Genomic DNA, 12,879 nt, shown 5'->3' on the forward strand with positions numbered 1-12,879 from the left:
CGGCACCTTCCCGTACGACCCGCTTCGACGCACCAGCGGTCCGGTGCCGGGGGCCCCGCACTCCCGGCACCGGCCGTATCGCACACCTGCCGCCACAGGCCCGCCCGGACCCGTGCGCGGCAGACCCCCGGGGGAGCAGAACCATGTCACCGTTGCACCCGCCGCACTCCGGTGCGGCCCGGGTCACCCTGCTGACCGAAGGCACCTATCCGCACAGCCACGGCGGTGTGAGCGTGTGGTGCGACCAACTCGTGCGCGGGATGCCGGACTTCCGTTTCGACATCACCGCCGTCACCGGCACCGGCTGCGAACCGCTGGTGTGGGAGCTGCCCTCCCATGTCGGCACACCCGTCACCGTTCCGCTGTGGGGCCCGCCGTCCGGCGGGCGGGCGCCCCGCGGGCGTCGGCTCGACCAGGTCCTCTCCACGTACGAGCTGTTCCTGACCTCGCTTCTAGACCCGGAGGTCGAGCGGTACTTCGGGGTCGCCCTGTACGGCCTCGCCACGATGGCCAGGGACGGACGGCTCGGTCCCGCGCTGCGTACCCGGCAGGCCCTGCGGATCCTGGTGGACCTGTGGAACCGCACGGACCTGGAGGTGTCCGCGGCGCGGCCCACTCTGCACGACGCGCTCACCGCCACCGATCTCCTGGAGCACGCCCTGCGTCCGCTGGCCGCCGAACCGCCCGCCGACGGTGTGGCGCACGCGGTCAGCGGCGGACTCGCCGTGCTGCCGGGGCTCGTCGGGCAGCAACTGCACGGCGTACCGCTGCTGTTGACGGAGCACGGCGTGTATCTGCGCGAGCGCTATCTCGGCTACCGCACGGGAGAGTTCACCTGGCCGGTGAAGTACCTCCTTCTCGGGTTCTTCCGGCTGCTGGCCGAGGAGACCTACCGGGTGGCCACGCTCATCACCCCCGGCAACCGCTACAACCGGCTGTGGGAGGAGCGCGGCGGCGCCGCACCCGGGGCCATCCGGACCGTCTACAACGGCGTGGATCCCGCCGCCTTCCCGCCAGCGGGCCCCGAGCCGGTGACGCCGACGCTCAGCTGGGCGGGCCGGATCGACCCGATCAAGGACCTGGAGACGCTGATCCGCGCGTTCGCCCTGGTGCGCGCCGAACTCCCCGAGGCGCGGCTGCGGTTGTACGGCGGTGCTCCGCGCGGAGGCGAGGCCTACCGGGACAAGTGCGCCGCGCTCGCCGCCGAGTTGGGGCAGGAGGACGCCGTCACCTTCGAAGGGCGGGTGGACGACATCCTGGAGGCCTACGCGGCCGGCAACGTGGTGATGCTGTCCAGCATCAGCGAAGGCTTCCCGTTCACGCTGATCGAGGCCATGTCCTGCGGCCGCGCCACCGTCTCCACCGACGTGGGCGGCGTCCGCGAGGCCGTCGGCGACAGCGGACTCGTCGTCCCGCCGCGCGACCCCGCCGCGATGGCCCGCGCGGCGCTCGAGCTGCTGCGCGATCCCGCGCGGCGGGCCGCGATGGGGGAGCGTGCCCGGCTGCGGGTCATCGAGCAGTTCACGCTGCGCCGCACCATCGAGACCTTCCGTTCGATCTACCTGGAACTGGACGAACGCCGCCACACGGCCGCCGAGGCCCTGGACAACGCTGCCGAGGGGGTCCTGGCATGAGCGGCCCGCTGCGCCTGCTGCCCGGGGACGGGAACCGGCAGCCCCACCCGTACGGGGACCGCCGCGATCTGCGGGACCTGTCCGGCGCCAACGGCCTGCCGCACCTGCCCCGCAAGCGCTCCGGCCGGACCCGGCCCAGCTGGGCGGCCGACGCGGTCGACGAGCTCGCCGAGCGGCTCGCCGAGCAGATCGCCGTCGCCGTGCACCCCGACGAGGTGGCCGCGCTGCTCGAATCGGACGGCCTGACCGCCGAGCGGATCGAGCAGCAGTACGGCAGGTCGGATCTGTTCACGCTCGCGGAGGACCTCTTCGACCGCGTCCCGCGGCACTACGCCTCGCTGCCGCCCGGACCCGACCCCTGGCGCGCCGACCCGCTGCGCTGCGCCCTGCGCGGACTGGCCTTCGCCCTGCCCGGACTCGCCTACGTGCTCGGCGCCCAGCTGTTGCGCGGGCACCCGGACCTGACCGGGCTCGTGGCGGCCGCCCTGTTCGCCTGGGCCTGGAACCAGGGCCTCAGCCACCGCGCGTACCTGCGGCTCTCGGCCGAGGGTCCGGCGGGCGCCGCCCGCGCCCTGCGCGTCGGCGTACCGGTCGGTGCTCTCCTGAGCGGCGGGCTCGGGCTCGCCCTGGCCGGGCCGACCACGGCCGGCGCCTTCGCCGTGGGGCAGTCCGTGTACCTGGGCGCGGCGAGCGCGCTGCTGGTCCTGGGGCGTGAACGGGCCCTGCTCATCGGCCTGTTGCCGGTTGTCGCGGGTGCGGGGGCGACGCTCCTGTGGCCCCTTCCCGCGGCCGTCGTGCTCGGGGTGCTGCTCGGCTCGGTGGCCCTGACCGCCGCGGTCGCGTGGCACGCGCTGCGCGAAGCGCTGCCTCCCGGCGGCTCCGCCGATGCCCGGACGCGCGCCCCGGGGGTGCTGTCCTCCGTTCCGTACGGCCTGTTCGGCCTGGCGGCCGGTGTGCTCGCCGCGCTCGCCGGGGCGCTCGACGCCCGCACGGTCGTGGTCCTCACGCTCAGCATGGGCTTCGCCGAGTGGCTGCTCTACCGCTATCGCTCCCTCGGGACGTCAGGGCTGCGCTCCAGCACCGACCTGCCCGGATTCACCGACCGCTCCGGCCGCGCGCTCGCCCTGTGCCTCGGCGCCTATCTGGCCCTGCTCGCCGGGGGAGCGCTGGTAGCGGGGACCGAACCGCTCGCCCTGTTCCTGCTCGGGACCGTGTTCTGGACGGCGCTGCTCCTCCAGGCGTTCTCCGTGGCCTGGTTCCCCGCCCTCGTCTCGCTCGCCGCGGCCGCCGCGCAGGCCGCGGCGCGGGCCGCCGAACTCCCCGACGTACCGGCGCAGTTGATATGCACCGGACTCGCCGCGGTGGTGCTCACGGTCGGCACCTGTCGGCTCCTGTCGAGGCCCACCGCCCACCGCTGAGGCCCGACGTCCCACGGCCGAAGCCGCACCGCCCACCGCTGACGCCTCACCGCCGAAGCACCGAAACCGCTCAACCGCATCCCGTATCCCGTATCCCAGGAGTTACGCCCGTGACCTCACCTGCCCTCGTAGCCGTCACCGGAGCCGAAGGATTCATCGGCTCGCACCTCACCGAAGCCCTCGTCGCGGCCGGCCACCGGGTCCGCGCCATGGCGCAGTACAACTCCTTCTCCTCGTACGGCTGGCTGGAGACCCTCGCACCCGACGTGCTCGACCAGGTCGACATCGTCCTCGGCGACGTCCGCGACCCCGGCTCGGTCCAGGCGCTGACCGAAGGGGCCGAGGCCGTCTACCACCTGGCGGCGCTCATCGCGATCCCGTACTCCTACCAGGCGCCGCACAGTTACGTGGACACCAATGTGACCGGCACCCTCAACGTCCTCGAAGCGGTGTGCCGCCAGGAGATCCCGCGGCTCGTGCACACCTCGACCAGCGAGACGTACGGCACCGCGCAGACCGTGCCGATCACCGAGGACCACCCCATCAACACCCAGTCCCCGTACGCCGCTTCGAAGGCGGGCGGCGACCGGCTCGCCGACAGCTACCACGCGAGCTTCGGCACCCCGGTGGTCACGCTGCGGCCGTTCAACACCTTCGGGCCGCGCCAGTCCATGCGCGCCGTGATCCCCACGGTCATCGGACAGGTCGCGGCCGGAGCGACCACCGTCACGCTCGGCGACCTGCGGCCCACCAGGGATTTCCTGTACGTGAAGGACACCGCCCAGGCGTTCCTGGCCGTCGGCACGGCGCCCGCCGAGCAGGTCGTCGGACGCACCTTCAACGCCGGTACGGGCGAGGAGATCTCGGTCGGCGACCTCACTCGGCTCATCGGCAAGCTGATGGACACCGAGCTGGACGTACGCGAGGACGCGGCGCGCATCCGGCCCGCGAACTCCGAGGTCATGCGCCTGGTCGCCGACGCGTCCCGGCTGCGGGCCGCCACCGGCTGGGAACCGGGCCACACGCTGCAGTCCGGGCTCGCGCACACCGTCGACTTCTTCCGCGACCCCGCCCACCTCGCCCGCTACAAGACCGGCATCTACAACATCTGACCGCAACGCGGCAGTTGCACAACCGACAGGGGGAAGACCCATGCACGCAGTGATTCTCGCGGGGGGCAAGGGTGTCCGGCTGCGCCCGTACACCACCGCACTGCCCAAGCCGCTCGTCCCGATCGGCGACCAGCACGCGATCCTTGAGATCGTCCTTCGCCAGCTCGCGGCCGCCGGCTTCACCAGCTGCACCGTCGCCATCGGCCATCTCGGGCACATCATCCGCGCGTATGTGGGCGACGGCAGCCAGTGGGGCCTGCGCATCGACTACGCGACCGAGGACAGCCCGCTGGGCACGATGGGCCCGCTGCTGCCGATGCTGGACCGGCTGCCCGAGCACTTCCTCGTCATGAACGGGGACATCCTCACCGACCTCGACTTCGGCGACGTGCTCAAGCGCCACTGCGACTCCGCAGCGCCGCTCACCGTCGCCACCTACGCCCGCAAGGTCGCCATCGACTTCGGCGTCCTGACCACCGAGTCCGGCCGGATCGTCTCGTTCGCCGAGAAGCCGCGCCTCGACTACCGGGTCTCCATGGGCGTGTACGGCCTGTCGCGCAGGACGCTCGCCGGCTACACACCGGGCCTGCCGCTCGGCTTCGACGAGCTCGTGCTCGACCTGCTGGCCGGTGATACCCCGCCGCACGCCTACGAGTTCGACGGCTACTGGCTGGACATCGGACGCCCCGACGACTACGACCGGGCCAACGCGGAGTTCACCACCCACCGCGGTGTCCTCCTCAAGGGGGCGTGAGCGTGCGCATTCTGATCCTGGGCGCCGCGGGCTTCCTCGGCGGGCACACCGCCGCGCGGCTGCGCGCCCTGCCGGGCGTACGGCTGCTCGTCGGCGGCCGCTCCCGCGACGCCGACGTGCCGCTCGACCTGACCGCGGACCCGGCGCGTCTCACCGACGCGCTGCACGCGGCCGCGCCCGACGCGGTGGTCAACTGCGCGGGCCTCGTGGCCGGCAGCCCGGTCCGGCTCACGGACCTCAACGCGCGCGGTCCCGCCGCCCTGTGCGAGGCGCTGCACGAAGCGGCCCCCGCCGCGCGGCTCGTGCACTTCGGCTCGGCGGGGGAGTACGGGCCGACCGCGCCGCACGCACCCGTCACCGAGGACGCGCCCACCCGGCCGCAGACCCCCTACGGGGCAACGAAGTTGGCGGGCACCGTGGCCGTCACGGCGGCGGGTCTGGACGCCGTGGTGCTGCGGGTGTTCAACCCGGTCGGTCCCGGTGCGCCGACCGCAGGGCTGCCCGGCCGGCTCGCCGCCGAGCTGCTGCGGGCCGGACCCGACGGCACCGTACGCGTCGGTGATCTGTCCGCGTACCGGGACTTCGTGGATGCACGCGACGTGGCCGACGCGGTCGCGCTCGCCGTCTGCGCGCCCGGACCGCTGCCCTCGGTCCTCAACATCGGCAGTGGACGCGCCACCCCCGTACGGGAGTTGGCGCACCGGCTCGTCGACGCGGCCGGGCACACGGGCCCGCTGGAGGAGACCGGCGACGGCTCGGCCCGCTCGGGCGCCGTCTCCTGGAGCTGTGCGGACATCGGCGCGGCCCGGGCCGCGCTCGGCTGGGCGCCGCGACGCACCCTGGCGGAGTCCGTCGGCGACCACTGGCGGTCGCTGAGCTCCGCCAGGACCCCGGTGGCGCGTTGACCACCGAGGAACCGCCGGTGCCGGCGGCCGGGGGACTGCTGGTCCCGATGTACGTGCACCCGGCCGTCGACCCCACCGCCTGGGAGCGCCTGGCACTCCACGCCGACCGGCTCTACGGCGTGGTCCTCAATGTCGCCGACGGGCCGGGCGAAGCCCCCGACCCGTCGTTCGCCGCCGCGGCCCGCGCTCTGCGGGCCGCCGGGGTGCGGCTGTACGGCTACGCCGACACCGACTACGGGCGCCGTCCACGAAAGGAGGTCATCGCCGACCTGGAACGCCACCGCGACTGGTACGGCGCCGAAGGCTGCTTCCTCGACCAGGCCGCGGCCGAGGCCTCCTGTCTGCGCCACTACCGGCGTCTGGCGCGCACGGCCCGTGCCCGCGGCCTGGAGACCGTCGTGCTCAACCCCGGGGTGCACCCGGCGCCCGGCTACACCAGGGCGGCGGACGTCCTCGTCACCTTCGAGGGCGACTGGGACACCTACCGGCAGGCCCCGGCGCCGCCCCGGTGGACCGCCGCCTATCCGCCCGAGCGGTTCTGCCACCTCGTGCACGGAGTGCCGGACGGACTGTGCGGGGTGGCCTTCCGTACGGCACGGCTGCGCGGCGCCGCGGTGTCCTGCGCGGTCACCGGGCACGGCGCCAACCCGTGGGCCCAGCCGCCGCCGCTCGCGGAGAGCGGACCCGCGGCCGAGACTGGATCATGACCCGTCTCCTGGTGCTCCTTTGCGCGCTCGTCCTGCTCACCTCGTGCGCGGCGCCGGATCCCGGTCCTGACCCGCGCCCGGGTGAGCGCTGGCGCCCCGCGCAGGGCACGGCCTGGCAGTGGCAGCTCGACGGACGCGTGGACCTCGGCGTGGACGTACCGGTGTACGACATCGACGGCTTCGAGAACGACGCCGCGACCGTGCGGCGGCTGCACCGCGCCGGACGCAAGGTCATCTGCTACATCAACGCCGGCGCCTGGGAGTCCTTCCGGCCCGACCACCGCGCCTTCCCGGCCGCCGTGCTCGGACGCTCCAACGGCTGGCCCGGCGAACGCTGGCTGGACATCCGCCGTATCGACGTTCTGCGGCCGCACATGGCCGAGCGCTTCGACCTCTGCCGCGCCAAGGGCTTCGACGCGGTGGAACCCGACCTGATGGACGGCTACCTCAACGACACCGGATTCCCGCTCACCGCGCGCCACCAGCTCACGTACAACCGGATGCTCGCCGAGCTCGCCCATGAGCGCGGCATGTCGGTCGGCCTGAAGAACGACCTGCCCCAAGTCCCGCAGCTGGTCGACGAGTTCGACTTCGCCGTGAACGAGGAGTGCTTCCAGTACGGCGAGTGCGCGGCGCTCAAACCGTTCATCGACGCGGGCAAGGCCGTGCTGCATGTCGAATACGCCGTGCCGCCCGCCGAGTTCTGCCCGCGGACCCGCGCGCTCGGCTTCAGCTCGATGGCCAAGCGGTTGGATCTCGGGGTGTGGCGCCGACCCTGCTGAGCGCCGGGGATGGCGCCGACCCTGCTGAGCGGCGCCACCCACCACGTCCGTCAGACCCGCGGAGCCGCCTCCGGCAGCGGTGCGTCACTCGACGCGACCTTGTCGCGGCCCGCCGAGCGGAGTACACCGGCGAACACGATCAGGCCCACGGCAAGTGTGGTCACCAGGGCGAACGACACCATCAGGGAGGTGGCGTCGGCCACGGCGCCGATCGCCGAAGGCGCGATCAGGCCCGAGGTGTACGTGATGGTCGCGACGCCCGCGATGGCCTGGCTCGGGTTGGGCCCGCTGCGTCCCGCGGCGGCGAACGCCAGCGGCACGACCACGGCGATTCCCAGGCCCATCAGACCGAAACCGGTCATCGCGACGGCCGGATGCCCGGCGAGGACCACCAACAGGCCGCCCACGGTGGCCAGGACACCGCCGGCGCGCACGGTGGGCACCGGGCCGAAACGGTCGACGATCCTGTCGCCGGCGATCCGCGCGACGGCCATGGTGAGCGCGAAGGCGGTGGTGCTCGCGGCGGCGAGACCGGCCGATGTCTCCAGTTCGTCCCTGAGGTAGACCGCGGACCAGTCCAGGCTCGCCCCCTCGGCGAACACCGCGCAGAAGCCCACCGCGCCGATGAGCAGCGCGGACCGGGGCGGCAGCGCGAACCGCGGCGGAGCCTCCTCCTCGGGTGAGACCTCGGGGTCGAGCACATAGCGGCAGACGAGCAGACCGAGCACCGTGAGCACGGCCGCGGCGAGCAGATGGTGGATGCGGGCGTCGGCGCCCAGGTGCGCGGCGAAGGTGCCGCCGGCCGAGCCGAGCAGGGCGCCCACGCTCCACAGTCCGTGCAGGCCGGACATGATCGAGCGGCCCATCCGGTTCTCGGTCTCCAGGCCGATCGCGTTCATCACCACGTCGGACATGCCGGCCGCGGCCCCGTACGCGAAGAGGGCCAGGCTCAAGGTGAGCAGGCCGGGGGCGAGCGACGGCAGGGTGAGCGACAGGGTCCACAGCGCGAGCAGCACCCGCAGGGCGGCGCGCGCACCGAACCGGTGGCTGATCGCGGCCGCGAGCGGCATCGCGACGGAGGCGCCGACCGCGGGGAAGGCGAGTGCGAAGCCGAGCTGGCCCGCGCTGAGCCCGGCATGGTCCTGGATCCAGGGGATACGGGTCGCGAAGGAGCCGGTGACCGCGCCGTGCACACAGAACACGGCGGCCACGGCATACCTCGCCCGGATCAACTCCCTTGGTATCGAGGTCACTTCACTCATTTTTCCCCTCCCGGCATACGTTTCCCGCACTGCCGCCGTAAACTATCAGGAACCCTGCCTGATAAATAGTGGGTATCTCGCTCCGCCGGTCAGACAGCGATCTGGAAGGATCCCCGCCATGCCCGCTTCCCCCCGTACCGCCCGAGCGATCAACGACCGGCTCGCGCTGCGACTGCTCCAGGAGCGGGGCCCGCTCACCGCCGCGCAGCTCAAGGAGCTGACGGGTCTGTCCCGGCCGACGGTCGCGGATCTCGTCGAACGGCTGCAGGGCGCGGGCCTGATCGGCGTGGTCGGCGAGGCGGGCGCCGAACGGCGCGGACCCAACGCGAAGGTGTACGGGATCGCGGCGGACCTCGCGTATCTCGCGGCGCTCGACGTGCGCACCATGGGCGTCGCGGTGGTCGTCTCCGACCTGCTCGGGGCCACCCTCGCCGAGGCGTCGCTGCCGATCGACGAGACCGGCGGCACGGAGATCGCCGTCGAGCGTGCGGTGGTGCTCCTCGAGGAGACCGCGCGCAGCGCGGGCGCCCGCGCACTGCACAGCGTCGGCATCGGCGCACCGGGCCTGATCGACCCGTCGACCGGGGAACTCCGCGACTCCGGCGGCCTGCCCGCCTGGCATCGCCGCCTGGTGGCCGCCCTGCGCAAGGAACTGCCCGCGACCGTGCTCGTCGAGAACGAGACGAACCTCGCCGCCGTCGCCGAGCGCCGCGCCGGCGCGGCCCGCGACCGCGAGGACTTCGTACTCCTGTGGCTCGGCCACGGGGTCGGCGCCGCGGTGCTGCTCGACGGACGGCTGCGGCGCGGCGCCTCGGGCGGCGCGGGCGAACTGGGCTTCCTGCCCGTGCCCGGAACCTCAGGACTGCCGTCGGCGGTCGACTGCGAGGGAGGCTTCCATGCGCTGGCCTCGTCGCAGGCGATCGTCGAACTCGGCGCGGAACACGGGCTGTCCGCGCCCGCCGAGCCCGGTGCGGGACCGGCGGGCGAGGGCGTGGTCCGGGCCGCGGTCGAATCCGGCGCGACCGCTTTCCTGGACGCCCTCGCCGACCGGCTCGCTCTGGCCGTCGCCGCGACCGCCGCGGTGCTCGACCCCGGCTGTGTGGTCCTCGGCGGCGAGATCGGCTGCGCGGGCGGCCCTGAACTCGCCCGCCGCGTCGAGGAACGCGTCGCCGCCATCTCGCCGCTGCGCACACAGGTGCGGGCGGGCGAGCTCGGCGGCGGCGCGGTCCTGCGCGGCGCACTGCTCGCCGCGCAGGAGGCGGCTCAGGACGCGCTCTTCCCTTCGGAGTCCTGAGGCTTGCCCCACGAGCCCCGGGCCTTGCCCTCGGAGTCCCGACCCTTGCGGACGTACTCGGCCAGGAACTCGTCGAACGTGCCCTTCCCGACCGCCCGTTCGGGCGCGAGATGTCCGCCGAGCACGAAGCCCTGATACGTCTTCCCGGCCAGCGGCACCTCGACGATCCGGCGCTGCCTGCCGGTCGCGGCCAGATACTTCTCGGCGAGCTCCCGCAGCGTGAACACCTCGGGACCGCCCATGTCGTCCACCCGCCCGAGAGGCTCCGACTGCGCCAACTCCGCAAGCCGCGCGGCCACTTCCTCCACCGCGACCGGCTGAGTGCGCCCGTCCTTCGGGATCAGCATCACGGGCGGCTTCGCCAGCGCCTGAAGCATCTGGACCACGAGATCGTGGAACTGCGCGGCCCGCAGCGTCGTCCAGCCGATCCCCGAGTCCTCGACCAGCCGCTCCACCTCGAGCTTGGAGCGGTAGTAGCCGAGCGGCACGGCATCCACGCCGACGATCGAGATGTAGACGAAATGCCGTACGCCGGCCTTCTTGCAGGCGGCGATCAGGCGCCGTGCCGCCTCCACGTCGGCGCCCTTCTTCGGCGCCGTCGCGCAGTGCACCACCACATCCGCGCCGGCCGTGGCCTGTCCCAGGCCCGCACCGGTCAGCAGATCCGCGGCCCACCAGTCGGAGCGCCTGCTCATGGCCCGTACGTCGTGCCCGGCATCTCGCAGCAGCTGTACGAGGGGTTTGCCGAGGGTGCCCGTCGCGCCGGTCACCAGAATCGTGCTCATCGCGCCCTCCTTCGCAGAGGTCTCGCCGGTTCTGAGCTTTCCGCAGGACCTTTCAGCCTGGCAGAGGGGCCGCATCTTGGCCCGGGCACCTACAAGACAAAGCCCGGGCATCCACAAGGCAAACGCAAACCGCCTGTGAGCCAGCCCACAGGCGATCGCCCGTATGGCCGACGATCAGGCGTGGCACACTGGCTGTGTACCAGCAGCAGCGCACTCCGGGGTCGGTGTAATTCCGAACCGGCGGTTACAGTCCGCGACCCGGTCACCTCCAGTGACCGGTTGACCAGGTGAAATTCCTGGACCGACGGTGAAAGTCCGGATGGGAGGCAGTGCGCGGCGGGCAGGCACGTCTTTTCGTGTACGCCGCCGACAGTCGGACCTTTGCCGCAGCGCGAAGGCCGTCGCCGTCCGGCGTTCTGCGAAGTGCTTCTGCCCGTGATCTCTGTCGTCATCGACAGGCCCCGGAGTCCGTGCCCTATGAGGCAGGAGGACCCGGTGGCCCCCACCGCAGCAGCAGAAGCAGACGCCATGCGTCGCGCTGTCGCGCTCGCCGCGCGCGGACTCGGTTCCACCAGCCCCAACCCGGTCGTCGGCTGCGTCGTCCTCGACGCCCACGGCACGGTCGTCGGCGAGGGCTACCACCAGCAGGCAGGCGGCCCGCACGCCGAAGTCCACGCACTCCGGGCGGCCGGCGACCAGGCCCGCGGCGGCACCGCGCTCGTCACCCTCGAACCCTGCAACCACACCGGACGCACCGGCCCCTGCGCCCAGGCGCTGATCGAGGCCGGAATCGCCCGGGTGGTCTACGCGGTGAGCGACCCCAACCCCACTGCGACGGGCGGCGCGCAGACCCTCCGTACCGCCGGAATCGATGTCGAGGCCGGACTGCTGGAGGACGAGGCGCGCGTCGGCAACATCGCCTGGCTCACCGCCGTCAAGACCGGCCGCCCGTACGTCACTTGGAAGTACGCCGCCACGCTCGACGGCCGGATCGCCGCCGCCGACGGCAGCAGCCGCTGGATCTCCTCCGCCGAGTCCCGCGCCGACGTCCACCGCCTGCGCGCCGAGTGCGACGCCGTCGTGGTCGGCTCCGGCACGATGCGCGCCGACGACCCGCACCTGGCCGTACGCGGCATCGAAGGAGCCGTACAGCCGCTGCGCGTCGTCGTCGACACCGAGGCGGCCGCGGTCGAGCCGGGCGCGCGCATCCTGGACGACGCGGCACCGACGCTGATCGCGGTCGCCGAGGACGCCACCACCTACCTGCCCGAGGTCCTCCGACTCCCGCGCGCCGCACGGGGGTTGGACATCCCGGCGCTGCTCGACGCCCTGCACGCCCGCGGTGTCCGCTCGGTCCTGCTCGAAGGCGGCCCCACCCTGGCCGGCGCCTTCCTCGCGGCCGGAGCCGTGGACCGCGTGATCGGCTACCTCGCTCCCGTCCTGCTCGGCGCCGGTCCTGCCGCGCTCGCCGACGCAGGAATCACCACCATCACCGACGCGTTGCGGCTCGACGTGACCGAGACCGTGACGATCGGCCCCGACCTCCGCATCACCGCCGTGCCGTCCCTGAAGGAGTCCTGAGATGTTCACCGGAATCGTCGAAGAACTGGGTGAGATCACCGCCGTCGAGCAGCTCGGCGACTCCTGCCGGTTCCGCGTACGCGGCAAGGTCGTCACCGAGGGCGCGGGTCACGGCGACTCCATCGCGGTCAACGGTGTCTGCCTGACCGTCGTCGAGTACGGCGACGACTGGTTCACGGCCGATGTCATGGAGGAGACCCTCAAGCGCTCCAGCCTCGGCGCGCTCGCCGCGGGCTCCCGCGTGAACCTGGAGCGCCCGACCGCCGTCGGCGCCCGGCTCGGCGGCCACATCGTGCAGGGCCACGTCGACGGCACCGGCACGATCCTGGACCGCACCCCGTCCGAGAACTGGGAGATCGTCAAGATCGCCCTCCCGGCCGGGCTCTCGCGCTACGTGGTCGAGAAGGGCTCCATCACCGTCGACGGCGTGAGCCTGACCGTGGTCGAGGCCGCCGCCGACCACTTCACGATCAGCCTGATCCCGACGACCCTCGCGCTCACCACGCTCGGCATCAAGCAGGCCGGCGACGTGGTGAACCTCGAGGTCGACGTCATCGCCAAGTACGTCGAGCGCCTGCTCGGCGACCGCGCCACCGACGGCGGCGCCACCACCGACCTGAACACCACGGGGGACTCCAAGTGAGC

General features: G+C 72.9%; 12 protein-coding genes and 1 riboswitch. Of the genes, 10 read left to right on the plus strand and 2 right to left on the minus strand.

What is annotated here, in order from left to right; genetic code table 11:
• The first annotated feature begins 143 nt into the window (after window positions 1-143).
• The 7 genes from pelF to H9Y04_RS38745 all read left to right on the plus strand — a co-directional run bounded on the left by pelF (window position 144) and on the right by H9Y04_RS38745 (window position 7,312).
• A complete protein-coding gene (pelF, locus tag H9Y04_RS38715) occupies window positions 144-1,634 on the plus strand; it encodes a GT4 family glycosyltransferase PelF (RefSeq protein WP_187818913.1) in 1,491 nt (496 codons plus the stop codon).
• Window positions 1,631-3,052: a hypothetical protein gene (locus H9Y04_RS38720; RefSeq protein ID WP_187818914.1), complete on the plus strand. Its 1,422-nt coding sequence runs from the start codon at window positions 1,631-1,633 to the stop codon at window positions 3,050-3,052. The genes pelF and H9Y04_RS38720 overlap by 4 nt, the downstream gene beginning before the upstream one ends.
• Window positions 3,053-3,162: 110 nt before the next feature.
• Window positions 3,163-4,164, plus strand: a complete 1,002-nt coding sequence (locus H9Y04_RS38725; RefSeq protein WP_187818915.1) for an SDR family NAD(P)-dependent oxidoreductase — start codon at window positions 3,163-3,165, stop codon at window positions 4,162-4,164.
• 40 nt (window positions 4,165-4,204) lie between these two features.
• The gene (locus H9Y04_RS38730; protein ID WP_187818916.1) at window positions 4,205-4,918 is read left to right on the plus strand and encodes a nucleotidyltransferase family protein; all 714 of its coding nucleotides are present in this window, start codon (window positions 4,205-4,207) and stop codon (window positions 4,916-4,918) included.
• Window positions 4,919-4,920: 2 nt separating this feature from the next.
• Window positions 4,921-5,823 carry an NAD-dependent epimerase/dehydratase family protein gene (locus H9Y04_RS38735; RefSeq protein WP_187818917.1) on the plus strand — a complete coding sequence of 301 codons (903 nt, stop codon included), beginning with the start codon at window positions 4,921-4,923 and terminating at the stop codon, window positions 5,821-5,823.
• A 47-nt stretch (window positions 5,824-5,870) separates the two neighbouring features.
• The gene (locus H9Y04_RS38740) at window positions 5,871-6,530 is read left to right on the plus strand and encodes a spherulation-specific family 4 protein (RefSeq protein ID WP_187818991.1); all 660 of its coding nucleotides are present in this window, start codon (window positions 5,871-5,873) and stop codon (window positions 6,528-6,530) included.
• Window positions 6,527-7,312 (plus strand): endo alpha-1,4 polygalactosaminidase, encoded by a 786-nt coding sequence (locus tag H9Y04_RS38745; protein WP_187818918.1) that lies wholly within the window; start codon window positions 6,527-6,529, stop codon window positions 7,310-7,312. The genes H9Y04_RS38740 and H9Y04_RS38745 overlap by 4 nt, the downstream gene beginning before the upstream one ends.
• A gap of 50 nt (window positions 7,313-7,362) precedes the next feature.
• On the opposite strand, the gene H9Y04_RS38750 is transcribed toward H9Y04_RS38745, so the two are convergent.
• Window positions 7,363-8,574: an MFS transporter gene (locus tag H9Y04_RS38750; protein WP_187818919.1), complete on the minus strand. Its 1,212-nt coding sequence runs from the start codon at window positions 8,572-8,574 to the stop codon at window positions 7,363-7,365.
• Between the two features lie 118 nt (window positions 8,575-8,692).
• On the opposite strand from H9Y04_RS38750, the gene H9Y04_RS38755 reads away from it, so the two are divergent.
• Entirely contained in the window at window positions 8,693-9,868 is a 1,176-nt protein-coding gene (locus H9Y04_RS38755) for an ROK family transcriptional regulator (RefSeq protein WP_187818920.1), read from the plus strand.
• Here H9Y04_RS38755 and H9Y04_RS38760 read toward each other — a convergent pair.
• The gene (locus H9Y04_RS38760) at window positions 9,838-10,653 is read right to left on the minus strand and encodes an SDR family oxidoreductase (RefSeq protein WP_187818921.1); all 816 of its coding nucleotides are present in this window, start codon (window positions 10,651-10,653) and stop codon (window positions 9,838-9,840) included. The genes H9Y04_RS38755 and H9Y04_RS38760 overlap by 31 nt on opposite strands.
• Before the next feature lie 206 nt (window positions 10,654-10,859).
• Window positions 10,860-10,990: riboswitch (FMN riboswitch) on the plus strand.
• Between the two features lie 140 nt (window positions 10,991-11,130).
• Between H9Y04_RS38760 and ribD the strand changes: the two genes are divergently transcribed.
• On the plus strand, window positions 11,131-12,234 hold the full coding sequence (gene ribD / locus H9Y04_RS38765) for a bifunctional diaminohydroxyphosphoribosylaminopyrimidine deaminase/5-amino-6-(5-phosphoribosylamino)uracil reductase RibD (protein ID WP_187818922.1): 1,104 nt from the start codon (window positions 11,131-11,133) through the stop codon (window positions 12,232-12,234).
• A gap of 1 nt (window position 12,235) precedes the next feature.
• Window positions 12,236-12,877, plus strand: coding sequence for a riboflavin synthase (locus tag H9Y04_RS38770; protein WP_187818923.1), 642 nt, complete (start codon window positions 12,236-12,238; stop codon window positions 12,875-12,877).
• Window positions 12,878-12,879 lie beyond the last annotated feature (2 nt).

This window comes from Streptomyces polyasparticus, assembly GCF_014493765.1.
Lineage (GTDB): Bacteria > Actinomycetota > Actinomycetes > Streptomycetales > Streptomycetaceae > Streptomyces > Streptomyces polyasparticus.